25 protein-coding genes and 3 pseudogenes are annotated in these 23291 nt (G+C 64.7%); 6 read left to right on the forward strand and 22 right to left on the reverse strand.

What is annotated here, in order from left to right:
• Positions 1-212: 212 nt before the first annotated feature.
• The 10 genes from DES47_RS23740 to DES47_RS23785 form a co-directional block, all read right to left on the reverse strand.
• Positions 213-1124, reverse strand: a complete 912-nt coding sequence (locus tag DES47_RS23740; protein ID WP_133703255.1) for a bifunctional GNAT family N-acetyltransferase/nucleoside diphosphate kinase regulator — start codon at positions 1122-1124, stop codon at positions 213-215.
• A 124-nt stretch (positions 1125-1248) separates the two neighbouring features.
• Positions 1249-2130 carry a hypothetical protein gene (locus DES47_RS23745; RefSeq protein ID WP_133703256.1) on the reverse strand — a complete coding sequence of 294 codons (882 nt, stop codon included), beginning with the start codon at positions 2128-2130 and terminating at the stop codon, positions 1249-1251.
• Positions 2127-2420 carry a hypothetical protein gene (locus DES47_RS23750; protein ID WP_133703257.1) on the reverse strand — a complete coding sequence of 98 codons (294 nt, stop codon included), beginning with the start codon at positions 2418-2420 and terminating at the stop codon, positions 2127-2129. The genes DES47_RS23745 and DES47_RS23750 overlap by 4 nt, the downstream gene beginning before the upstream one ends.
• Complete coding sequence (locus DES47_RS23755) at positions 2417-3463, reverse strand: universal stress protein (RefSeq protein ID WP_133703258.1); 1047 nt, start codon at positions 3461-3463, stop codon at positions 2417-2419. Before DES47_RS23755 ends, DES47_RS23750 begins: the two co-directional genes overlap by 4 nt.
• A 146-nt stretch (positions 3464-3609) precedes the next feature.
• On the reverse strand, positions 3610-4032 hold the full coding sequence (locus tag DES47_RS23760) for a GreA/GreB family elongation factor (RefSeq protein WP_133703259.1): 423 nt from the start codon (positions 4030-4032) through the stop codon (positions 3610-3612).
• 549 nt (positions 4033-4581) lie between these two features.
• The gene (locus tag DES47_RS23765) at positions 4582-5535 is read right to left on the reverse strand and encodes a TolB family protein (protein WP_133703260.1); all 954 of its coding nucleotides are present in this window, start codon (positions 5533-5535) and stop codon (positions 4582-4584) included.
• 446 nt (positions 5536-5981) lie between these two features.
• On the reverse strand, positions 5982-6293 hold the full coding sequence (locus DES47_RS23770; protein ID WP_133703261.1) for a sigma factor-like helix-turn-helix DNA-binding protein: 312 nt from the start codon (positions 6291-6293) through the stop codon (positions 5982-5984).
• Positions 6244-6636 carry a hypothetical protein gene (locus DES47_RS23775; protein ID WP_133703262.1) on the reverse strand — a complete coding sequence of 131 codons (393 nt, stop codon included), beginning with the start codon at positions 6634-6636 and terminating at the stop codon, positions 6244-6246. The genes DES47_RS23770 and DES47_RS23775 overlap by 50 nt, the downstream gene beginning before the upstream one ends.
• Entirely contained in the window at positions 6633-7058 is a 426-nt protein-coding gene (locus DES47_RS23780) for a hypothetical protein (RefSeq protein WP_133703263.1), read from the reverse strand. Before DES47_RS23780 ends, DES47_RS23775 begins: the two co-directional genes overlap by 4 nt.
• A 119-nt stretch (positions 7059-7177) precedes the next feature.
• On the reverse strand, positions 7178-9883 hold the full coding sequence (locus tag DES47_RS23785) for a cation-transporting P-type ATPase (protein WP_133703264.1): 2706 nt from the start codon (positions 9881-9883) through the stop codon (positions 7178-7180).
• A 260-nt stretch (positions 9884-10143) separates the two neighbouring features.
• On the opposite strand from DES47_RS23785, the gene DES47_RS23790 reads away from it, so the two are divergent.
• Complete coding sequence (locus DES47_RS23790; protein ID WP_133703265.1) at positions 10144-10587, forward strand: universal stress protein; 444 nt, start codon at positions 10144-10146, stop codon at positions 10585-10587.
• A gap of 320 nt (positions 10588-10907) precedes the next feature.
• On the opposite strand, the gene DES47_RS23795 is transcribed toward DES47_RS23790, so the two are convergent.
• From DES47_RS23795 to hpf, 6 genes and pseudogenes are all read right to left on the reverse strand, one after another.
• Positions 10908-11801 (reverse strand): universal stress protein, encoded by an 894-nt coding sequence (locus DES47_RS23795; protein WP_166652137.1) that lies wholly within the window; start codon positions 11799-11801, stop codon positions 10908-10910.
• Between the two features lie 121 nt (positions 11802-11922).
• A pseudogene (locus tag DES47_RS23800) lies at positions 11923-12788 on the reverse strand (sodium-dependent bicarbonate transport family permease).
• Positions 12785-13243, reverse strand: a pseudogene (locus tag DES47_RS23805) (TerC family protein); the annotation flags it as partial. The pseudogenes DES47_RS23805 and DES47_RS23800, both read right to left, overlap by 4 nt.
• Positions 13244-13497: 254 nt before the next feature.
• Positions 13498-14001, reverse strand: coding sequence for a TerB family tellurite resistance protein (locus DES47_RS23810; RefSeq protein ID WP_133703267.1), 504 nt, complete (start codon positions 13999-14001; stop codon positions 13498-13500).
• A 338-nt stretch (positions 14002-14339) separates the two neighbouring features.
• The gene (locus DES47_RS23815) at positions 14340-14846 is read right to left on the reverse strand and encodes a universal stress protein (RefSeq protein WP_133703268.1); all 507 of its coding nucleotides are present in this window, start codon (positions 14844-14846) and stop codon (positions 14340-14342) included.
• Positions 14847-14954: 108 nt separating this feature from the next.
• On the reverse strand, positions 14955-15347 hold the full coding sequence (gene hpf, locus DES47_RS23820) for a ribosome hibernation-promoting factor, HPF/YfiA family (RefSeq protein WP_133703269.1): 393 nt from the start codon (positions 15345-15347) through the stop codon (positions 14955-14957).
• A 145-nt stretch (positions 15348-15492) separates the two neighbouring features.
• On the opposite strand from hpf, the gene nhaR reads away from it, so the two are divergent.
• Positions 15493-16419 (forward strand): transcriptional activator NhaR, encoded by a 927-nt coding sequence (nhaR, locus tag DES47_RS23825; protein WP_133703270.1) that lies wholly within the window; start codon positions 15493-15495, stop codon positions 16417-16419.
• A 62-nt stretch (positions 16420-16481) separates the two neighbouring features.
• On the opposite strand, the gene DES47_RS23830 is transcribed toward nhaR, so the two are convergent.
• Positions 16482-17492 (reverse strand): TerC family protein, encoded by a 1011-nt coding sequence (locus DES47_RS23830; RefSeq protein ID WP_133703271.1) that lies wholly within the window; start codon positions 17490-17492, stop codon positions 16482-16484.
• Between the two features lie 292 nt (positions 17493-17784).
• Positions 17785-18126, reverse strand: a complete 342-nt coding sequence (locus DES47_RS23835; protein ID WP_133703272.1) for an HPF/RaiA family ribosome-associated protein — start codon at positions 18124-18126, stop codon at positions 17785-17787.
• A gap of 185 nt (positions 18127-18311) precedes the next feature.
• On the opposite strand from DES47_RS23835, the gene DES47_RS23840 reads away from it, so the two are divergent.
• The 3 genes from DES47_RS23840 to DES47_RS23850 all read left to right on the forward strand — a co-directional run bounded on the left by DES47_RS23840 (position 18312) and on the right by DES47_RS23850 (position 19544).
• Positions 18312-18659, forward strand: coding sequence for a DUF3616 domain-containing protein (locus DES47_RS23840; RefSeq protein WP_208115103.1), 348 nt, complete (start codon positions 18312-18314; stop codon positions 18657-18659).
• Between the two features lie 213 nt (positions 18660-18872).
• A complete protein-coding gene (locus tag DES47_RS23845) occupies positions 18873-19055 on the forward strand; it encodes a hypothetical protein (protein ID WP_133703273.1) in 183 nt (60 codons plus the stop codon).
• Positions 19056-19109: 54 nt separating this feature from the next.
• Complete coding sequence (locus DES47_RS23850) at positions 19110-19544, forward strand: tellurite resistance TerB family protein (protein ID WP_133703274.1); 435 nt, start codon at positions 19110-19112, stop codon at positions 19542-19544.
• Positions 19545-19565: 21 nt separating this feature from the next.
• Here DES47_RS23850 and DES47_RS23855 read toward each other — a convergent pair whose 3' ends face one another.
• The gene (locus DES47_RS23855) at positions 19566-20447 is read right to left on the reverse strand and encodes a LysR family transcriptional regulator (protein ID WP_133703275.1); all 882 of its coding nucleotides are present in this window, start codon (positions 20445-20447) and stop codon (positions 19566-19568) included.
• A 115-nt stretch (positions 20448-20562) separates the two neighbouring features.
• Here DES47_RS23855 and DES47_RS23860 point away from each other — a divergent pair, with 115 nt between their 5' ends.
• Positions 20563-20982: a hypothetical protein gene (locus DES47_RS23860; RefSeq protein ID WP_133703276.1), complete on the forward strand. Its 420-nt coding sequence runs from the start codon at positions 20563-20565 to the stop codon at positions 20980-20982.
• A gap of 359 nt (positions 20983-21341) precedes the next feature.
• Here DES47_RS23860 and DES47_RS23865 read toward each other — a convergent pair.
• From DES47_RS23865 to DES47_RS23875, 3 genes and pseudogenes are all read right to left on the reverse strand, one after another.
• Positions 21342-21665: pseudogene (locus DES47_RS23865) on the reverse strand (FAD-dependent oxidoreductase); the annotation flags it as partial.
• Positions 21666-21695: 30 nt separating this feature from the next.
• Positions 21696-22667, reverse strand: coding sequence for a FecR family protein (locus DES47_RS23870; RefSeq protein ID WP_166652138.1), 972 nt, complete (start codon positions 22665-22667; stop codon positions 21696-21698).
• Between the two features lie 8 nt (positions 22668-22675).
• Positions 22676-23254: an RNA polymerase sigma factor gene (locus DES47_RS23875; RefSeq protein WP_243748440.1), complete on the reverse strand. Its 579-nt coding sequence runs from the start codon at positions 23252-23254 to the stop codon at positions 22676-22678.
• Positions 23255-23291 lie beyond the last annotated feature (37 nt).

Here is a 23291-nt window from a genome sequence, read left to right on the forward strand (position 1 = left end):
GGAACAAAGTGAATGTGGGTCTTCACGCAGTTTGTGTTGCGCAGATGCAGCGGCATACCGCGCGATGTATTGCCGAAGGATTCTGGGGCCTCGATTGACGGCCGCAGGGCTGCCCGGGAGGCTCGTGGCTATGCCACGAGCTCGAGCGGCGCGTGCGTGCGCGGTGCCTGATTGACCGCGTGCCGATACACGCGAGATCAAGTCGCGCCTATCTACAGGTGGAAATCGCCCGCGGCTTCAGGCTGGTAGAGCACGCTCCCGATTCGGATGCGCCAGGTCCGGTCTGGAAGCCGCCAGTCGAAAGCATCGCCCTCCCGGCAGCCCAGGATCGCGGTGCCGATGCCGGCGCAAACCGACAGCTTCCCGGCACCGTCTTCCGCGTCGTCCGGGTAGACCAGCGCCACTTCCATTTCGTCTTCGTCCAACTGCAGCAGAGCCCGGGAGTTCATCGTCACGACATCCCGCGGCATCTGGCGGGGATCGACAACGATGGCTCGTTCGATCTCGTGCGCCAACTCGAAGCTGGCCGATGCTTGCCCGAACGCGAGCAGATTCCTGAGCCTGGCTTGGTCGATCTCAGTGATGTGGATGTTGTCGGCGTAGCCTGCTGCGCCTTCGCGCAAAAGCCGGAGATAGCGCTCCGAGGTCATCGCAAGGCACTTCAGTCCTATGGTCTGGCTTTCAAGCAGGAAGCCGCAGCGTTGGAACACCTTCAGCGAGCGCGCGTTGTCCGGGTGGATCTTGGCGATGAGCTTGTCGGCTTGCATTTCGAAGAAGGCAAGCTTCATGGCTTCTCGGATGGCGCTGGCGCCGAGCTGGCGGCCCCAGTTGTCGCGGTTGCCGATGACCAAAACCATCTCGCAGTTCGGTCCGGCCTTGACGAGACGGACGAAGCCCACCTTCACGTCATCCCGGTCGCAGGCCATGAAGAACCGGCCGCCTTGGTTGAACAGATGGGTCAGGATCGGCAACTGGACCCGGTTGATGACCTGCTGGATGGACCGCGAGACATGACGCGAATCGCTGAGGTGGCGGGTGACGCACTCGTCTTCCAGCCAGTCCATCAGCGTCAGCGCGTCGGCCCGGGAGATCTCGGGGCACAGCGAAACGAAGGGCTGGTTCATCTTCACTCTCATGGCTAGGTTCGTCGCACCGTTTGCACTCCGGCGCGACGGAGGCGCCCGGGCGGCTGCATGGTCGGCATGGACCGAGAAGCCGGTGGCAACGAAGACAGTCCGGGTGGGGCCATCACGCCAGGGGTTCGCACGGAGCGCAGTCCCAGAAGCCGCTGAGCAGATTTTCGGGGCGTGTCCGTGACACCACACGAGCACACGAAGACCATGCGTCGCGCCGAGCACTCAGTCCAGCGTAGAGGCTGAATCCGGCGCCGGCCCGAACGCTGCCGCCACTGAGGATGCACTCGCCAGCCCGGATGGCTCCTTCGCCCGTGATGTCCGATCCGGCAACGATGCCCCAGCCCGCATCGATGTGCATGCCGCTGCGGAGCGACTGTCCGACCTGGATCCCATGCCCGGCGCGCAGGCCCTCCGTGCACACCAGATGGCCACCGACACGCAGGCCCTTGGCGAAATCGATCATGCCATTGACCTCGAGGTCCTCGGCCACCACGGCAGAACCCTCGCCACGCAACGCCACACCGCAGGCCAATGCCCCGCGGACGCGCAGGTCACCGCCGCACGTCAAGGCGCCGTGCACCTCGGCACTCCAGGACGAGACCAGATGGCCTCCGGTGCGCAGCGAGCCGAGGGTACGCAGGCCCGCGCCGGCGTGCAGATCACCGCTGATCCAGACCGCGTTGCCGGCGCGAATGCTGCCGCCTGCCTGCAGCGAGCCGCCCGTGCGAAGGGTCGCGTCAACATCCACCTCGCCACGCACCTGGACCGAGCCCGCGTAGACGAAGGATTCCGCCGAGATGGCATCAACCACGAGAACGGAATCGATCGGTCCGAACTGATCCAGCAGCCAGCAGGCGTCATCGACGCGTCCGTCGGCGACGAGCGCATCGATCACGCTCTGGTACTCGGCCGGGCTCTTGAAACGCCGGGTAAACCAGCGGTAGCCGCTGGTACAAGAGCGCTTGGCCCTGAGCGCGGTTGAAGAGATCTTCATGAGAGCGTTCTCGTTTGAAGCGGAGATCGGTACCGAGAGGTTTTGGCCCGATCACCTTCATTGGTCAACGCCAGTGGCTCGACCTGCTGAAGACTGATGCCGAGACCCCGCCGAGAGGCCTTGGAGCGATCCGCCGAAATCCCGATCGCTTGCGTCCACCAGTCCGCGCAGGCGGTCATGTTGAGGATGTGTTCACGTTCGATCCATCCATAGACAAACCATGCGATCTGGTGGCTCCTCTGCGGCTGCGTGTACAACAAGCCGGTCCACGGCATTCCCCACAGGTTCATGATGTTCTCCGTGGCCCGAAACGCGCTGTGTTGTGGATCCAATGGCTCTGAGGCAACGCCTCGGCATGCGCTGCCGCGCTCTGTGCGAGGGCCGCGTTGTCCGCGTGGGACACAGCTTGTGGTCGAGGCGCGACCGTCGCATCAGCTGGGGGGTGAGAACTGTTCCGAGGCTGCGGCACGACCAGCATGTCACAGGCCGCCTCGGATAGGACGCGGCTGCTGACGCTGCCGACAAGGAAACCGCCAACGGTCGATCGACCCTGCTTCCCGGCGACGATGAGGTCGGCGCACAGTTGTTGGGCATGGTGCAGAGTTGATTTCACAGCCGGCCCGTGCGCCAGCGCAAAGCTCATGAACGTGCAGTCCAGACCGAGGCCCGCGACCTTGCTACGCATGCGTGCGTTGATTCCTGCTTCCTCCTTCAGGCGCGTTTCCCTGATGATGTGCTCGGGAACGTCGGCGTCGCGCAGCACGGCTTCGCGCTGGGAGTTGATGGCGTGAAACACCTGCAAGATGGCCTCGCGTCGCATCAGCGTCGCGACCCGGATGGCGGCATCCGACGACGCCGAGAAATCGATCGGGACTAGCACGCGCCGGTAAGGTTGCTCGACCGGCGTGCGGACGACAAGCACTGGGCGCCGGCAGGTTCTCAGCAGGCGATCAGCGGTTCTTCCGACCAGCAGACCACCGAAGCGGCCGCGGCCGCGCCGCCCAAGTACCACCAGGTCCGCGCGATCCGATGCGCGCAGCAGCGTCTCGAACGGGTCGCCGACCAGGACCTCGATCGTCGGAGTCACGTCGTAGGCACCGGTGATCTCGACGGCCACACGTTGCAACGCGGTGCGAGCTTGCGCGGTCCGCAGGTCGATGTCGATCGTCGGGTAGAACCAATCGCGCAGCGGCGTGCAGCCCGAAGCCTTGACCGCGTGCAGGATGTGCAGTCGAGCGCCGTGCTCGTGCGCCAACAGCGCTGCACGACGCACCGCGTTGTTTCCGTCGACCGAGAAGTCGGTTGCGACCAGCAGGGATGTGAACGAAGTCATCTGTGTTGTCCTCACGAACTTTCCTGTTTCGAAAGGCGCCAGACGAGCGTGTGCCTCAGGTGCGAAGTGAATCGCACCGAAGCCGAAGTCTCGGTAAGCCCGTCGTCGCCATCTGTGTGAAGTGCAGCAGTGGCTGCCCGCGGCGGCTACATCGCGTAGTCGCCGCTCGACTCGGGCTGGAAGAGGATGGCCAGGATCTCGGCCGCCTTCTCATCGCCGGCTGGGGTGCACCAACGCGCCACGCTACCGACCCGCAGGCCGAGCAGGGCGCAGCCAACCGGTGACAGCACGGAGACGAATCCGACCGCCGGCTCGGCATCGGCGGGATAGCACAGCGTGAGCGTGTTTCGCTGGCCGGCTTGCGTGTCCTGCAGCAGGACTTGCGAATACATTGTCACGACATCAGGTGCGACCTCGCGCGATGGCACGAGGGCGGACACGTCCAGGACGTCTTCGATGGCGGAACGTTGTGAGGCTGACCCGTCACCGCGTGCATCGCGGCGAAGCAGATTCAGGAGACGGACATGGTCCAGTTCAGTGAGCGTACGCTCGAGAGCAACGACTTCCACGAGGCATTCCTTCAGTGGCAGGATGAGCGTCTACCGATAGGCGACGCGCACCGAAGCGCGGGCTTGGAGCCCGGCGATCTGAAGTTTGCGCAAATGGGGTGGAAGTGATCGCCGGGCCTAGGGATGTGCGGCCGGCTGACAGGTGCGAGTCCCCATCCCCGCATGCGAATGCGGCGTGCATAGCGACCTAGCAGCACAAAGAGCCGCCTCGCAGAATGCACCGCTGAACGCGGCTTGTGGATGGGTGGAACACATATGGCTAGTCTATCGCCGTCGCCCTGCTCAGGCAATTCTTCCAGGGTAAGTCGCACTGGAGCGTAGGCGTATTGCAATCGCGCAGAGGAATAAGCGGGTGCCGAACACGCCTTGACGGGCGCGGCCATGGATGGCGGTGTCAGGCTGTTGGTGGCCAGCAATGCGGCAGCAGTTCGTCAATCCGGCTGACCCACAGCTCGTGGAACTTGCGTCGACTGTGCGCCATCCATGGCTAGCTACTGGGCTTCAAGGTGACCTTGGCGGACGCATACAACGCTGTGGGGCCGCTGCTGGTCAAGGAGAGACGCGCATGATCCAGGCCGGGTTTCGGTCCGCACCAGGATTGAGGTAGCGCGTGGCCTGCCCGGAACCGCTCGCGTCGCGCGAGTGGATGTCGTACTCGTTACCGATTCGGCCGACGAAGGCGATGCGTTGCCCATCCGGCGACCACGCCGGTGCATAGGCGTTGCCGTCGAACTCGAAGAAGGCAGGAGCACCCCCCGCTGCGGGCAGCAAACCAATACGGTAGAGGTCACCGCTGCGCCGCTGGAAGGCGATCAGTTTTCCGTCTGGCGACCAGCTCGGCAATACATCGGCGTAGGCCCCTGCCGATGTCAGTTGGCGCGCATGGCTGCCGTCGGCATTCATGACCCAAAGTTTGAAGTCGCTACCATCGCGGTTTGACGCGAAGGCAATCTGTGTGCCGTCCGGCGACCATACCGGGGTGACGTCCAGACCGGCACTGCCAGATGCGCGAGGCGTCAAGTTGCGAACGTCCTCCAGTTGATCGCCGTTGATCGTGGCGACAAAGACGTCGGATCCTTCCGGTTCGTCGCGCTGGGAGACGAATGCGATGCGGCGCCCGTCCGGCGAAAACACCGCCTCGCGCTCGTATACGCCGATCACGTTGGATAGCACCGAGGCCGGGCGCGTGAAGTCCGCGAGCAACATCAGGGCCGGCACCTTGAGTGGGTCAGTGCTGAACGAGGTGTATACCAGTGCACGGCCGTCGGCGCGCGCATGCGGCCGAACGGCGTTGATGGCATTCGGCACGGGCACGACTCCTGACCCATCAAGAGCTACCCGTTTCAAGCTCCTGCTGCCGTCGGTCGCCTCATTGTCGAAAATGAGATCGAAGACATGCTTCGGCGGCGGCGGCGGCGGCGGCGGCGATACGCTGCCATCCCCGCCGCCACCGCAGGCAGCCAAGCCCATCCCAAGGGCGCCGGCCATGAAGAACTTACGCATGGCGATGTTCCTGAAGTCATCGAATTGAAAGCGCGCAGGTTAGCGGTCAGAACCGCCATGAATCCTGGGTTTGCGACGAACTCCGCAAAACAGGGGGCCAACGCCGGTCAGCCTGGTCTGTCAATTTAGGTCCGAACCAGCGCTAGGACCGTTTCGGCTTCCGCGACCGCCTGTGGCGTTCGACGGTGAACACGCCAGTCGCCTAGGGCCAGTCAACACGAATTGTGATGCGATTTTTTTCCTGCGAAAGTGAGCGCATGGAGATCACAGCAGGCCTTCTGCTGCGGCTTGAGCACCAGGCAGGTCGAGCAACCGAAAAGATCGGCTCTTCGATAACCCCAGTTTGCTCAATAACATTCCACGTGTGATCGTGCGAAATACTTGTCGCTTGGGGGGGCACGCTGCCGATTCTCCTGACTGCCGTTCTGAATGGCGTCCGAGAAGTCCTACCCGGGCTTGAGCAATCCCTGCGCTGCGGCCCGTTTCGCCGAGGCTTTCCGAATCTGGCATTTCAGACGCGAATTGATCCGCTGGAACCTCGAATCCACGGAGGCTGCGGTCATGCCGGTGCGCTGGGAGATTTCCTTGGTGCTGAGACCCTGCCATTCCATGGTGAGCAGGTCGAGATCGCGCTGGTGGAGGTCTGCACCAATAGCCTGGTGGCTGGCGATGTCGTCGAAGACACCCGCATCCCGCATCGAGGCAGCATCAAGGACGATGTGATCGAAGGCGCCTTCCGCGTGCCGTGCGCGCCTCAATGAACTTCGCCATCTGGAGCAGCACCGTCTGCAGCGCTTTTTCAAACAGGTCATGGGCCACGGTGCGCATGTCATCCGTCAGCGAGCTGTGGAGCTTGCGTCCGACTTCGTCGGCGCGCGTCACGATCTGTTCGACGGTCTTGACCATGGCCTGGTTGCCAATCACCTTCAGGTGTTTCTCCACGTCCTCGGCCCGCGATTCGAACTTCACGCTGGCGCGCTCCAGGCCCTGGCTGGTCAGGTCCAGCGCCGAGATCAAGCCTTCCACCCGGTCGAACAGCTTCGCCGCATCGCCGGGCGCTTCGACCAGCAGCAGCTCGCGTGCACGGCCTGGCACCATCATGCCGAGCCCTTGCGCGGGGCGGCCCGGCCTGCCGGCGGGTCCGCCGTGGCCTTCCCTGCGAGCTTCAGCGCAGCGAAGCAGGCATCGAGCTCCTCCGTGACATGCTCGGCCAGCCGCTGGGTGGACAGCCGGTGGCCCAGGAGGAGTTTCTCGTGCGTGTCGATCGCCGCAGCGATGAGCGGCTCGTAGTTCGTCTGATCGGCCGCCAGGGCGGCGATCGTCGGCGGCGGGTCCATCTGGCGCAAGCGGCCATAGATGTCGTTGACGCGCAGGCTGCAGGCCGGCTCGATGGGACAGATCGGGTGTTGCTCCAGGAACGGGCACACCAGGTCGAAGGTGTCCTTGATCGAGGCGCCGAACTCGGCCATGTTGAAGCGCAGCTTGAGCCGGGCAGGGGGCACGCCCAGCTGCGACAGGTCCACCAGTGCGCCTTGTCATGCACCATCGCTGGGGGGCGCATCAGTTCGATGGCCAGCGAGCGGTCTACCTTAAGGGATACGGATACCAGGGGCAAGGTCATTCCTGGTCGGCCGCCTCCTGTTTACGGCTGAAGTCGTCGCATCAGCCACTTCTCGACTTCCAGCACGACCAGTACCGAGAACCCAACGGCGACGATCTCGATCACGGTGCTCACATCGTGTGCCCGCGTGTGAAACAAGGCCTGCATTGGCGGCGCATAGGTGAACGCGACCTGCAGCAGCACCATCGCAGCCACTGACACCAGCACGAGCGGGGTGCCCTTGACGCCTTGCCAAGTGAACGAACGCGCTTTCAGGTAGCGAACGCTGAACAGGTAGAAGATTTCCATCGCTACCAGCGTGTTGACGGCCACGGTGCGCGCCTCCTCCAGCGAAGCACCGCGCACGAGAGCGAGCTCGAACATGCCGAAGATGCCGGCCATGAACAGTAGCGAGACGAGGCCGATACGCCAGGCCACGAAGCTCGACAGGATCCGCTCGTTGGGCCGGCGCGGTGGGCGCCGCATGGTGTCGACCTCTGTGGGCTCGAACGCTAGCACCATGGCCAGCGCAATCGAACTGACCATGTTCACCCACAGGATCTGCGCCGGCAGGATTGGCAGTGCTACGCCCGCGAGCACGGCGACCAGCAACGACAGCGACTCTCCACCGTTGACTGGCAGGATAAAGGCCACCACCTTGCGCAGGTTGGTGTAGATGGTGCGTCCTTCTTCCACTGCACAGGCAATGGAGGCGAAGTTGTCGTCGGCCAGCACGATCGCGCCGGCCTGCTTCGCCGCCTCGGTGCCCTTGCGACCCATGGCCACACCCACATCCGCCTGCTTGAGCGCGGGTGCGTCATTGACTCCATCGCCGGTCATCGCGACGACATGCCCCTCGGCCTGCAGCGCTCGCACCAGGCGCAGCTTGTGTTCGGGGCTGGCGCGTGCGAAGACCGTTGCGCGCACCGCAAGCTCTCGCAGACGGGCGTCGTCACAGGCCTCGATCTCTGCTCCGGTGACGGCTGCCGTGCCGCCATCGGCGAGGCCCAGCTGGCCTGCGATCGCCGCGGCCGTCACCGCATGGTCCCCGGTGATCATCTTGACACCTATGCCGGCCTCGCGGCACTGTGCCACGGCCCGAACTGCCTCGTCGCGCGGCGGATCGATGATTCCCACCAGGCCCAACAGTGTCAGGCCGTGCTGCACGTCACAAGGAGCCAGTTGGGCATGTGCTAACGGCAGGTCCACCTGGGCGAGTGCCAGCACGCGGCGCCCGGCGCGCGCCTGCGCGTCAATCTGCGACTGCCAGTAGCCGGTGTCCAGCGCCTGCAGGTCGCCTTGCAAGTCGAGCTGCGCCGCGCACATCTGCAACAAACGCTCGGGCGCACCTTTGACATAGGCCACGTGGGCAGCGTCGTCGGCTGCGCGGTGCAAGGTGGCCATGTAGCGGGTTTCAGACTCGAAGGGCACGACATCCAGCCGCGGTCGCGACGCCCGCAAAGCCGCGGAGTCGACGCCGGCCTTCATCGCCAATGTGAGCAGCGCCCCTTCGGTCGGGTCGCCCGCCAACGTCCATTGCCCCTCGTGCTTCTGCAGGGCGGCGTCGTTACACAAGGCACCGGCCTGTGCGAGCTGGCGCGCGGCTGGGGACAGCAGCTCGCCGGCGGTCACCCCGCGCCAGGCGCCCTGCGGTGCGTAGCCGGCACCGTCGACCGTGAAGGTGTTGCCGGCCACGACGACCGCCTGTACGGTCATCTCGTTGCGTGTAAGCGTGCCGGTCTTGTCCGAGCAGATTACCGTAACCGAGCCCAGCGTCTCCACCGCCGGCAAACGGCGGACGACTGCATGGCGTGCCGCCATACGCTGCACGCCGATGGCCAGCGTGATGGTCATGATCGCCGGCAAGCCCTCGGGGATGGCTGCCACAGCCAGTCCCACCGCCGCCATGAACATGTCGGCCGCTGCATAGCCGCGCACCCAGGTCCCGAATGCGAACAGCGCGGCGGCCATTGCGAGGATGACCAGGGTCAGTACGCGGCCGAACGTGGCCATCTTGCGCAGCAAAGGGGTCGGGCCGGTCTCCACCGTTTCAAGGAGGTGGCCAATGCGGCCGATCTCGGTTCGCCCCCCGGTGGAGACGACGACGGCCCGGGCCTGACCCTGCGTTACCAGAGTGCCGGCGTAGGCCATGCCCAGACGGTCGCCGATCGCGACTTCGACGGCCACCGCCTCGACGCTCTTTTCCACCGGCACCGACTCGCCGGTCAGCGCGGCCTCGTCCACGCGCAGGTTGCGTGTGTCAAGCAATCGCACATCGGCCGGCAGGCGGTCGCCGGAGGCCAGCAGCACCACGTCGCCAGGCACGAGATCGGCGGCATCCACGTCGTGTTGGCGGCCATCTCGCAGCACCCGGGCACGCGGTGCGAGCAGGTGCCGGATGGCCAGCAGCGAGCGCTCTGCCTTGCCCTCCTGGATGAATCCGATCACGGCGTTCAGCAGCACCACGGCGACGATGACGCCGGCGTCGACCCACTGCGCCAGCAGCGCGGTGATGCCTGCGGCAGCGAGCAGCACGTAGATCAGCAGGTGGTGGAACTGGCGCGCGAAGCGCAGCAGTTTATGCGGCGGCTGTACCTCGGCGAGGCGATTCGGGCCATGTTGTGCGAGGCGGCCGCGCGCATCTTCCTCCGACAAGCCGCGCTGCGGGTCGGTCGCGACTTGTGCGACCACAGCCGCGGCGTCCAGTGCATGCCAGGTAGGTGTCGCAGAAACGTTCACTTCAGTCATCGAAAGGGCTCCGAACAAATCACAAGGGCTCACGACGACTCCCTCCGGGATGGGTACGGCGCCGCACAAGAGCATCCACAAATGCGACCGGGACTTTCGGGCTCAATATCTCCAACTACATCGTCCCGGGGGTGCCTCAGGTGGCTGTTGACCGGTGTCAAGTCTTGGTGCATATCGCGCCACACCGACGATGAGCGGGGCATGATGAGCGCGTTGCCCATTGCGACTCCCGCGAGGCACTTGCTCGGAGTACATCGACGATGAAGATCCTGCTTGCCATCGACGGCTCGCCGGCCGCACTGGAGGCGGCGAGGCACGGACTGCAGTTGGCGCGAGACGGCTTGCGCACCGGGTTCGTGCTCGCAACGGTGCAGGATCCTACCTACCTATACGAGATGGTGCTCGCTCCCAACGCCGAGGTGCTGGAACGCGTCAGCGGCGCGGTCGGCGCCCGCGCCCTTGCGGGAGCGGAGGAACTGTTCACGGCGGCCGGCGTGGCCTACGAGCGTGAAATAGGCTCCGGTGATCCGGCTACCACGCTGGTCGAAATCGCGCAGCGCTACGGTTGCACCGCCATCCTGATGGGCGCTCGCGGCATGGGCGCCCTGCGCGGGGTCCTACTGGGGTCGGTTTCGCAGGGAGTGCTGCAGAGAGCCGCAGTGCCGGTCATCATCGTCAAGCACGAACCCGAGACCGAGCAGTAAATGGTCGGCGTCTTCGGCAACGAGCGGGCACCGGTGTCGTGACACGCCGTAGGCAGTATCGTCGCCGGACGTCGCAAAGTCTGCCCATCCAGATGGTCAGACTACGCAGTGCACCACCGGCTATCGGTGACCGCTGAGCCAGATTTTGGATGCCATCAGCAATGACCGCCTCAGGATCGCTTGTTGGATCCAGTCTGCTCGCCAGCGACATAGGCCAGTTCGTGTTCGGCACAGGGCGGATCTCGGGCCGCCTGCTTCAGGCCACAGGGCCGCGCAGGCTTGCCGAAGCGATGCTGCGCACCACGCGGTGGCTGCAGCCGCTACTTCTCCCGCACGAGCAGCAGGGCTGTGCGGCAACGCGAAGCCACACGGGTGGCGACCGAGCCCATGACGGTGTGCCGGGAGGCACCGAAACCGATCGAACCCATCGCCAGCAGGTCCAGCCTGCTCTTCGTGGCCTGTGCGGCGATCGCATCGCTAGGCGCCTGCCCGACCAGGCGCATTTCGGTGGCCGTGATGCCGGCTCGGGCGAGCAGGTCGTGGGCCGGCTTGAACACGTTCTCGAATGCGGCTTTCTGCATGGCCTCGACCTGCTCCGGCTTGATGCCGGTTGGCACTTCGCGTTCGATCCAGCCTGGCACCGTGATCTTCGTCAGATCGGGAACGACGTGGATCAGCGTTACCAAGGGCGATGCGCCGAACAGGTCGCGGTGTTCGGCCACGAAGCGCGCGGCGGCGATACCGTAGGGGCTGCCGTCTAGCGCAATGCCGATCTTCAGCGAATCCCGCTTCGGAATCGCGGCCCCGCGCAAGATGAGTAACGGCTTGGTGCAAGCGACGGCCACTGTGCTCGCCACCGAGCCGAGCAGCAGTTTCTTCAATCCCGTGTCTCCGTGCGAGCCCATCACGATCAGGTCGGCCCTGTCGTTAGCGACGATCGACGCCAGGTCGTCCGCCACGGTACCGACGACGTACCGTGTCGTGGCATTCGCGCCTGCGCGCTTGAGCGCCGCTGCGGCAGCGTTCAACGCCTTCGCCGCTTCGGCCGCGTGGTAGGACTGGACCACATCCTTTCCTAACGCACGTGCCGCGCGCGCCGGCACCTTGCATTGGAGGTTGATCAGCGCAACCTCGGTCGGGTTCTTGAGCAGGGTGGTGCGCGACGCGACGAAGGCGACGGCCGCCTTGCTGTACTCACTGACATCGACGGGCATTAGGATACGCATAGGAACTCCTCGGGTCTGTTGAACGGAATGGAAAGGTCAGAATTTTTCGGGTCGCAACACCTCGACGTCGGCCAGAAACAGGACCATCGAATAGTTGTCGTAATGGCGCTCAATTCACCGCTTGCTGCGCGAGCCGGTGGTACAGCTGGACGCCCACCAGCAGGTTGAACGGGAGCGTGATGCCCAGTGCCGCACCGAGGGACAAGGCCGGATTGGCCTGAGGCACGGCCAACCGCATCGCCGCAGGCGCGGCAATGTAGGACGCGCTGGCGTACAGCGTGGCCAGCAGCGTCACGCCCCCGACGGAAAGGTCCAGCAGCATGCCCGTGGCCAAGCCCAGGCCGGCTGAGAACAGCGGCATGACGACGGCGAATGCGGCAGGAAGGGCCCGGCACGGCGCAATTCGTCGAAGCGACTCGCCATCACCAGGCCCATCTCGAGCAGGAAGAACGCGAGCACGCCCTTGAATAGGTCAAAGAACAGGCGGTCCAGCGGCGCGATGCCGCCGGGGCTGGCAAACCAGCCGATCGCCAGTCCGCCCAGCAGCAGCACGATGCTCTTGCCGGCGAACACGTCATGAAGCACCTTGCCCCAAGGTGTGCCAGTCTCGCCGCGGCGTGCCAGCAGCACGCCGATCACCAGAGCCGGGAACTCCAGCAGCACGAGCAGCACCGTCATGTAGCCTTCGGCCTCATGTCCGAGGCGGGCCAGGTAGGTCGTGCCGACCGCGAACGTGACCACACTCACCGACCCGTAGTGGCCGGCGATGGACCCGGCATCGGCGCGCGACACCCGAGCCGCCATCGATGCGGCGCGCAAAGACCCTTCCGAGCCGTCTACGGCGACAAGCCAGCGGCTTGGGCGACCAACGTGGTGGTCCGAATTCGTTCCCCAACTGGCGGCCACCAGCCGACCGTGTTCGTCACGTGCCGCTCGATCAGGAGCCGGGATCGAGGAAGGCGTTGTGATGGTCATGTTGCAGGGCTGTCCAGTTTGCGGGTGGAGAACTTGAGGTTGAGCAGGATGGAGACCAGGATCACCGAGCCGACGATGGCCAGAGACCACTGCACCGGCATATGGAACCAAGGCGCTATCAGCATCTTGCCGCCAATGAACACCAGGACCAATGCCAGGCCGTACTTGAGCAAGTCGAAGCGCTCGGCCATGTCAGAGAGCAGGAAGTACAGCGCCCTCAGCCCCATGATCGCGAAGATGTTGGACGTGAACACGATGAACGGGTCGGTGGTCACCGCGAAGATGGCCGGAATGCAGTCGACAGCGAACACCAGGTCGCTCGCCTCGATCAGCATCAGTACGAGGAACATTGGGGTGGCCCATCGCACGCCATCGACGCGCACGAAGAACTTCTCACCGTGAAAGGTCGACGCAATACGCATGTGGGCGCGCAGCCAGCGCATGAGCGGGCCGCGGCCTGCAGCGCATCAGCCGGTGTTCCCTCATGGAACAGGGTGGCCCGCGCAGGCAGACGGCGGACCTGCAGGCAGATTGCATGCTCCCGCGTTGAGGCGGTGCCGGGGGCACCCAGCAGGCCCAGCAGGTCGTGTGCAGTGCCGTGTTGGCCACATACCGGCGGTTGCGCCGGAACTGGCGCGGCGGGAACCCGCGTCAGCTCGGGCCGCAGATCGAGGATCGGCGTCATGGCGGGTTCTCGGATGAAGTGATCTCAGCGAAGGCGCAGCTTTTGCCCAGCTTCGGTGGCGGTGCCGCGCTGCCGTACCTGGAAGTCCGCGCCGCAGAGCATGGGTTCGAGGAGCGCTTGGTCGTCGGGATGCAGTCCCCACCGCTCGATCGCGGCCAGCAGAAGGATGGATTCGCCATCGTCGATCTGCCGGTCGGCCTGCACGACGGCCGAGCTCAGCCGCAGCACGAGACGACGCGTGGTGTCGTCGTCGACTTCGTCCAACATGCGATTCAGCAGCTCGCTGGGGATGCAGCCCTCATCGCCGCATCGGGCGGGACCCAGCAAGTCGGCGCACAGGTCGTGGATCACACCGTGCCACTGCTGGCGGGTGAGGCCGAGCCTTTCATGGGCCTGGAGCGCGTCGAGAGCTGCAGATTCCACTGCATCGATGCGGCCGTTGGCGATCAGCGCAAGCGCGACGATACGTGCCGCAGCCTCGGCACTGTTGCAGGGGTAGGAGCGGAGTTGCGGGTCGGGGGCGTTCATGGGAGGGCTCCGGTCAAAGGGGGCGCCAAGGAACGGCCAGCAGGCAGACGGAGGTCGCCAGCAGCAGCCATCCCCATACGAAGTGGCGGGTATCGAAACGCGCGCTTGATCAGGAATGGGTTCTCATGTGCGGTCTCCTGCAGAAAGGTTGCGCAAGAAGAGATCGAGTATTGATGGCCGGTGGCGCGGTATGCGGTGTGCCGGCGATAGCGGCGGGGCGTCAAATGGCCCCCCGCCTGTAGCACAGGCATTCACCGTGCCCGGTGAAGCAGCGCCACTTGAGCGTCGCGGTGACGGGAGGGGCGATGCCGGTCGCGAAGGGGCGTTGCAAGGTTCGTTCACGATCCGGCGACCCACAGAAGCGCCATGCCAGCACCCACGCCAGCCGGAATGCCGACGCGCTCCAGAGCGGCGGCCGGGGCGCTGCCGATCACCTCGACTGGCACCGAGCAGTGTTCGAGCAACTGAGCGGTGAGCGAGTTCTCAACCGCGCGCACGAGGGCGCTCTTGCGCGCCGTGCCGATGACGACTCGGTCGCAGTGCAGGCGGCGTGCCGCGACGGCGATACAGCGAGCCCTATCGCCCACTTCGGTGTGAATATGGTGGGGTACGCCGGCGGCTTCGAGCTGCTGCCGCGCCTCGCCAATCGCTTCTTCGGCACGCTCAAGGTGGAGGTCGGTGCGCAACTCCCGGCTGACGTGCCGTGCCACGTAGGCCGAGAAGGGCGGCTGTACATTGATCACGTGAACCATCAGCACGTCGCCACGGCGGAACGCGTCGATCGCGTGCCGGACCGCAAGGAGCGCGTTGGACGTCCCGTCGCAGGGCAGTAGAAGCGTGGCCATGGGGAGTTCTCCCGAGGGGATGGACAAAGGGCTGTCAGTCCTTGCTGCTGCCAAAGCCGAACGGCGCGAGCAGACTGATACACAGGTTGCAGATGGAGGTGTCTGTTCTCATGTGAAGTCTCCTTGGTGGTGGCCGGGTATCACGGGCTCGTGTCGGTTACGCGCCGGCCGTACAAAATGGCGCATCGCGCCGCGCACCGGATGGGCGCGGTCGAGGTGCTTGACGACCACCCGGCCAACGCGCTCGGCGGCGCGGTCGATGGCGGCGTACATGTCGACGCCGACGTCCTCGACCATTGCGACGCGTGCGTCGCGGAGGTGGACCTGAACGCGGCAGTACTTGTCCACCCCGCCGCGCGGCCCGTTCTCGTCGCCGACACGGACGGCCACCCGCTGGATGCGGTCACTGTGGCGAGTCAGTACGAAGCGCAGTCGGCGCCGAACGTGCTCGGCCAGCGCTGCCGTCACCGTGAATTCTTGACCGTGGATATCGACAATCACTTTGCACCTCTCGCTTCGCCGTGTGTGGCAATACGCTCAATTTAGGGCTTGGCGCTTCCCGTGAAAATCAGATTGTTTTGTTGAATTCGTCCGAATAAACCGGACAATTGTGGTTGCAATCATCGGACCTGAACGAACAGCGCATATGAACTACAAGCACCTTCACTACTTTCTGCAGGTGGCCAAAAGCGGTGGCGTACTGCGCGCCAGTGAACAGCTGCACCTGTCACCGCAGACCATCAGTGGGCAGATCCAACTCCTCGAAGAGGCGTTCGGGACCCCGCTTTTCGCCAAGAGCGGGCGCGGCCTGGTGCTGACCGAGGCCGGACGCATGGTTCTGGGCTACGCCGAGGACATTTTTTCGATCGGCGCCGAGCTCGAGGAGGCTGTGCGTGATCACCCGCGAAAGGAAAAACTGCTCGAGTTTCGCGTCGGCGTGGCCGATGCCGTACCGAAAACGATCGCCTGCCGGCTGATCGAGCCGGCCTCGCAGCTGCCAGAGCCCGTTCGCATCGTCTGCCGCGAATGGAAACTCGACACGCTGCTCGGTGAGTTGGCCCTGCACCGGCTCGACCTCGTGATCGCGGATGCCCCCATCCCCACAGGCCTCAGCGTGCGCGCCTTCAACCACCGGTTGGGCAGCTGCGGCGTCAGCTTCTTTGCGGCACCTGCGCTGCTGGACTCATGCAAGGGGCGCTTTCCGGCCTGCCTCGACGGCGCGCCGCTGCTGATGCCGGCCGAGGAATCGGCAGTCGGGCAGCGCCTACGATCCTGGTTGCAGGAACGGTCGCTGCACCCTCGGGTGGTCGGCGAGTGCGACGACAGTGCTCTCGCCAAGGAGTTTGGGCGGCGGGGGATGGGCATCTTCGTCGGCCCCACGGTGCTCGAACGCGACATCGAGAAGCAGTATGGCGTGCGTGCGCTCGGCGCCGCGCCCGAGGTCGTTGAAGAGTTCTTCGCGATCTCGATCGAGCGCCGCATCACGCACCCCTGCGTCACTGCGATCACCGAGGCGGCACGCAACGAACTGTTTGCGCCGCCCGCGCGGCGGCGCGCTAAGCGTGTCGCCTGAAGGCGTCGCGTCAGCACGCCGGTTCCGGCAGGATGCCCTTCGCAACAAGGGAGTCGGGAACTCTACGTCTGCTCGTCCTGCTTCTTCGCACCAAACGGATAGGCGCCGCCAGGTGTTCCCTTGGGCGGGATCTTGAGTGACAGGATCATCGTCACGGCAAGCGTAACCGCGGTGAAGCCGAGCGAGAAGACCACAGGAATCTTGTAGATGTCGATCAGCAGCATCTTTGCACCGATGAACACCAGGACGATCGCCAGACCATAGCTGAGCAGGTGAAAGCGCTCGTGCATGTTGGCGAGCAGGAAATACATCGCGCGCAAGCCCAGGATCGCAAACACGTTGGAGGTAAGCACGATGAACGGGTCGGTCGTGATCGCGAAGATCGCCGGGATCGAGTCGACCGCGAACACGATGTCGACGATACCGATGAGCAGAATCACCACGAGCAGCGGTGTGGCCATCTTGACGCCTCCCACCACGGTGAAGAACCTCTCGCCGTCGTAGTCCGGGGCAATCCTGAAGCGGCTACGGATCCACTTCAGAGCGGGGTTGTTGTCCAGGTCGGGCTCCTGGCCGGCCGCCCACCACATCTTGATGCCGGTGAACAGCAGGAAGGCACCGAACACATAGAGAATCCAGTGGAACTGCGCAATCAGCCAAGCGCCCACGAGGATCATCACCGCACGCAGCACCAGCGCGCCCAGGATGCCTATCATCAGCACGCGTTTCTGGAACTCGGCTGGCACCGCGAAGTAGGTGAACAACATCAGGAACACGAAGATGTTGTCGACTGCAAGCGCCTTCTCGATCAGGTAACCGGTCAGGAACTCCAGCGACTTGGCGTTGGCCAGCGTGCGGGCGGCCTCATCCTCGCCGGCGCCGCCGAGATACCACCACAGCCAGCCCATAAAGACGAAGGACACCCCGACCCAGACAATGGACCAGGTGGCGGCCTCGCGGGTGCTGACGCGGTGTGCCCCCTGCTTGCTCATCGCAAAGAAGTCGACCAGCAGCGCAACGAGCACGAACGCCGCGAACAAGGACCACATGAGTGGGGAACCGATGGATTGCATGACTGTCTTTGTAGTGAGTTGCTGTGAGCCGATCAGATTCGGTACGACTACCGAAACATCTTACTGTGCAAGCCCCAATGTTCGGCTGCGGCGAAGAGCGCGTTCGATTTGCCCAGCGCGACATCCGCGTCGCACTCAGCCAGTGCCACGCACAAAGGCAGCAGCTTGATGGGCTCGGGTCAGTCGAAGATGTTGCTCAGCCAGGATTTCTTGCGGCTGCCTTGCGGGCCTCGGCCGTGCTCGTGGTTGGGCGTCATGGAGTTCATGGTGTCGAGTCCTGTGTGGTTCGGGTTCAGCACTCGTGACCGATGAGGCGTTGGCGAATGCGGCGGGTGTCATTCCCCCGGCGCCACATGCGCATGAGGAACCGTGCGGCGCGTGCCAACGCGTTGTCCAGCGCGGTGCGCCAGTCATGGGATACGGAGGTGACGACAACCGATCCTGCGCCGTCGGTCCGGAGTTCCACCTGGCAGCGTTTGTCGACGCCGCCGCGCGGTCCGTTCACGTCCGACATACTCACCTCCGCGCTTGGCACGAGCCAGCCCAGACGCCGCAGCACGAAGCGCACGCGGCGCTCGGTCAGGTCGCGCAAATCGGTGGCTTGCGGATGGCGGGACTTGAAGAGCACTTGCATCACAGTTCTCCAACGGTTGAGGGACCAGCGGAATGTGGATCACCAACCCGTTCTGAGAAAGCAGGCTTTTCAGAACATGGACATCGGATAAACCTGAGCGCGGGGCGAAGGTTAGGCCGCACATTTCTGCGCTTCGCAATCGACGCCAGCACGCGTTGCAACGCGCAAGCCTGCTTGGCACCTCTTTGGAGAAGCTCCCCACACACAGGGCGGTCGAGGCCTTCGGTGACCACCTACGATTGGGGCCCCTGGATGACTCGCGGCACGCTGGTTCGCAAGCATCTCTGCAACTGACCGGCCCCTGCGTCAGAGATACGCACTTCTTCGGCGACGACCCCTATTCGGCCGGCCCGACTATGGTGCTGACCGGTGAGATTCGCGTCTTCAAGTGGCACGCCGCCCGACGCTCGGTGGCGGTCAACCGCGAACCAGTGCGCTTCGAGGAGGCATTGACCGAGTCGCTGCCGCACGGACGCGGCACCAACCGAGCCGAGGCGCTTTGTAACCTGCCGCCCGCATTGTCCGAAGGCTAGGCACGCTGGCTCGTCCTGTACGACGCGCCTGGCGACGATCGCAAGGACGGTGAGCACACCGTCTTTGGTGACCAGCAGCGCCCGGACTGAGATCGATCAAGGGGCGCTGTAACAGGTTCGTATTTTCCTGAGTTGAAGTCTCAAAAATGCCGCTTCTTCCGAAGTTGTGCCGGAGGCATATTCCAATCCATCGACACTCTCCGACCAACAGCCATGAAGCTCTCGTTGCCTTCCGCGTCCCTACTGCTTGCCCGGTTCGGGCAGAGCCTGCAGTCGCTGCAGGAGTTGCTCAAGAGGTGCGCGCCGCAGCAAGCGCCGCTGCTTGTGCCCATCCCGATCCGGGCCGACCGCCGCAAACGCGCGCTGGTCGGCCGGCATCCGTACCGGGGCGACTGAGCCTCGCCCCCGTGTTGTTCTCCGCAGACAGACTTACTTCATAGGAGCTTCATCGTGCGCAGCTACCCCCACAACAGCCCAGAAGCCGCCGCGCGCATCGTCGCGTTGGTCCTCATCTCCGACGGCCATGTGTGCAGTTCCGAGTTCGATATCCTCAAGCAGCTGGGCGCGGAGCGCGAACTCGGTCTGGAGCCCCAGCTCCTGCCGCACATCGTTCACACGTTGTGCGAAGAGCTGCTGGCTGGCGGCTACGCGACGGGTTCGCTGATGGACAACGTTGATGACAGAACGTTGGCGTCATTGATGGCCGAGATATCGGATCCGGCGCTGCAAAGGACCATCCTGCGTCTATCCTTGGCCGCAGCCCGAGCAGACGGTCACCTGGCCGACGGCGAGACCATGGTTGTGGAGGCGGCGCAGCACCACTGGAAACTTGTCGATGGGCGGGAGTCGAGTGCCGCGAAGTCGACGCGCCGCCAAGACGTGTGATTGGAGTCGCCCAGAAAGCAATCACGGGCGTGCCGCAGCAACCACCTGCGCCACGAGCGGATGATGCTGGCCGCGGCGCGAGCGGATGGCGTGAATCTCTTCCTTTACGCCATCGCTGCTACCGAGCAAACGAAGGCCGCGCATCAGGCCTAGGTCGTCTGCCCCGAGCCGGCTGACCGGGAACACGCCAAGCCCGCGGGCCGCAAACACGGCCAACAAAGCACTGTCTTCGAACTCGCCGACAATGCTCGGGCGCAGGCCCTGCATCTCGAACCATTGATCCAGCCTCGGGCGCAAGGCCGAATGTCCGGTCGGCAGTAACACCGGCACGTCGTTCAGACTTTGAGGGAACTTATCGCGCTCGGCCTTGCCGACCAGCCCGGCTGGTCCGTACCACTCGACTGGTGAATCGAGAAGTCGCTCGCTGGTGAGGCGCAGGTTAGGGTTGCGCGGTGCCGCCTGGCCGGCAAGCACCAGGTCGAGGTGATGGAGCGCCAATTCACTGAGTAGTTGTTCGAATTCTCCGTCGTGGCAGACGAGCCGAAGGTTGGGGGTGCTCAAGACGGGCACCAACAGCGCATGGGCCGCGAGCTTGGAGATCCCGTCTGAGAGCCCGACCGCTAGGCGCGCCACTTTGCCGCTGGCCGCTTGTCGCACCTCGTCGGGGATGACCTGGCCCAGCTGAAAAATCTCCTCGGCTCGCGCGAAGGCGGCTTGACCCGCCTCTGTGAGGGCCACGCCACGGCCCAAAGGCTTGAGCAGTTGGTGACCCAGCGACTTTTCCAGCTCGCGCACTTGCGCGCTAATTGTCTGCACCGCCATGTCCAGCCGTTCGGCAGCACGGGCGAAACCGCCTTCCTTGGTTACGACCCAGAAGTAGTGGAGATGGCGATAGTTCAGCATGTTCTCTCCAGTTCGGAAAAACCGAATCCTAAGTGAGAAATAACATGGTTTGCTCGAATCGTCTTGATGGCCACACTATCTGTCATCTCATCTCATCGCCATCGAAGTCCGCATCATGTTCTATGCCCTCACCTGGTTTGTCGTCGTTGCGCTTCTAGCCCTCTGGACCCTGCTCGCCTGGGCGTTGCATGCCGTTGCGATCTGGTCCGTCTTGAATGCCGGGGGGCTCGCCGGTGCCGCACCGGGCGTCGGCGGCATTCGATTGCCGGATTGGCTGGAGCCCTGGGTGCCGCCGGAGGTCGCGCAGTGGGTGAGTCAGGTTTTGGCGGGCCTGGCGCCGATGGTCGAGAACCTGTTGCAGGCTGCCCCCGCTCTGGCTGATGGCGTGACGATCGCCACGTGGGTGCTCTGGGGCCTCGGCAGCGTGCTGCTCGTGCTGCTAGGTATCGGGCTGCACCTGCTAGTCGCGCTGTGGCGTCGCCACAGCGGCAACGGATCAGGCCCCCATGCCGGCTCGTCGATTTCGACTGGCTGAGCGCGTCGACGGACGTGCGATAGATCTGCAACAGACCAATTTCCGGATACCTGCACGTACATTGCTTCCCCACAGCATCGACTCTGTTCCTGGACTTCTTGGCTGGGGGTCACTCTGGAGACGCACTGTCCTAGCATCTCGGGTGTCACCAGAGAGATGCCGCGTTGGGTGAGCTACAGGAGTGCACGATCCGTAGCCGTCTGGCCAACCTACCTTGAATTTGGCTGCTGATCCGGCAAGGATCATGTCCACGGGAAGGCGGACACGATGGCAAGCGACAAACCTGCAGTCTTGTTCACCCCTGCTGTATCCGTGCCGCATCCGGACCACATCCGAGCTGCGCCCGAGCTTCATCCAGGCCGCGGCAGGACTGCGACCCACCAATGGTGCAGCAGTTGAGGTGCTGCGGCCCATAGGCCATCAAGTTGATAGCGGATGTCGAGTCTGCGGCCCAGGGCTGCAGCTATCACCGTTGGCCAATCACGCCCAAAGGCATAGGGTTCTACCGCTTCGCGCTGGATAACACCCGAATTGCCGTACGAAGTTTCTCCGCCCGGAGCACGCCGGTCCACCAGAGTGACAGGATGGCCGCGCAAGCTCAATTCCAGTGCCGCGCAGGTGCCCACCATGCCCGCACCCAAAACCAACACTTTTTGCGCCACGCGATGAACGCGGCCTGGCATCATTGCGCGCATGCCAATGCGCCAAAGGCGCTAGGGTGCCGACGCGCTGCTGACACGGATTTCCTCCTCACTGACCTGTACCTGCAGCCCGAAGCCCACATGCAGCAGGCGTGCAAACGCCTCGGCATTGTTAGCGTCGAAGACCCCGCCGATGCCGATCTTGGCGGCGGCCGCGTCGCTGATGACGAGCTGCTTGCGGTTGTAGCGATTGAACTGGCTGGCCGCCTCGGCCAAGCTGACCTCGTCGAACACCAGCTTGCCCTGCAGCCAGCTGAGCGCGGCATTCAACTGCTGGCTGGTCTGCTTGCTGACCAGCACATTGCTGGCGTCGGCCACTGCGGTGTCGTCGCGCACCAGCACGGCGGGGCGGCTCTGCGCCGCCTGCACCTGCACGCGCCCCTCCAGCACAGCCACCCGCAGGTGCTCGCCCTCGCGCAGCAGCGAGAACTTGGTGCCCAGCACAGTGACGGTCTGGCGGCCGGCGTGGATCACGAAGGGGCGGCTGGCATCGTGGGCGATGTCGAAGAAGGCCTCGCCCTGCTCCAGCCAGACCTCGCGCTGCTTGGGGGTCACAGCGGTGCGCAGCTTGGTGGCGGTGTTGAGCGTCAGGCGCGAGCCATCGGTCAGCGCCACCGCCTCGCGCTGGCCGCGTGCGGTGGCGTAGCTCTGCGTGTCGGCGCCGCCCACCGGGGCGATGCCGACGTTCACGGCCACGAGCTCGAGCAGGCACAGCCCGGCCACTGTGCCGCCGATGGCGCGCCGCTGCTGTTTCCACCTGGGTGCAGGGCGTGCCCTGGCGAGGGGCGGGCTTGGCGCCGGCTGCAGCGCACGCAGTCGGTCGGCGCGGCGCCAGGCCTGATCCAGGCGCAGCCAGGCCACGCGGTGCGCGGTGGCGGCGTTGATCCAGGCCTCCAGCGCCGCCTGGCGCTCGGCTGGCCAGGCGCTGCCGGCACGGTCGCGCTCGGCGATCCAGTCGGCCGCACGGGCTTCTATTGATGTCAATACGCTGCTCATTGTGTGGTCCGTCCCCTGCGCTGCGAGGCCTGTGCTGCCGCGGCCTTCGCGTCGCTGCCCAGACCGGTGGCCTGCAAGGCCAGGGCCAGGGCGCGCACGCCCTTGGATACCTGCTTCTCTACCGTGTCTTCGCTGATGCCCATGCGCGCTGCCACCTCGCGTTGCGACAGACCCTCGACCTTGCGCAGCTCCACCACCTCGCGGCAGCGGGCCGGCAGCAGATCGAGTGCGCGCTGCAGCAGGCGCAGCTCGCTGCGCGCCGCCAGGTGGCGCTCTGGGCTGAGTTCATCGAGCGTGGGGGCGAGCGCATTCATGTCGGCAAAGGTCTCGATGTCGACGATCTGGGCGCGGCGTGCGCGGTCGATCAGCAGGTTGCGCGCGGTCGAGAGCACGAAGGCCTGCGCCGAATCGGGCTGGCCCTGGGCACAGCCATCGAAGACGCGCGCATACACCTCCTGGCGCAGGTCGGCGATCTCGTCGCCATCGCGCCAGTTGCGGCGCAGATAGCGTTCGAGCACGCCTTCCAGCGGCAGCACCTGGTCGACGAACCAGGCGCTCAGCTCATCTTGTGTCAACGGAACTCCTTGCTGCCTTCACGCCTTAGACGAAGCA

Origin of the sequence: Roseateles toxinivorans, from assembly GCF_004362525.1 — a bacterium.
GTDB lineage: Bacteria > Pseudomonadota > Gammaproteobacteria > Burkholderiales > Burkholderiaceae_C > Paucibacter > Paucibacter toxinivorans.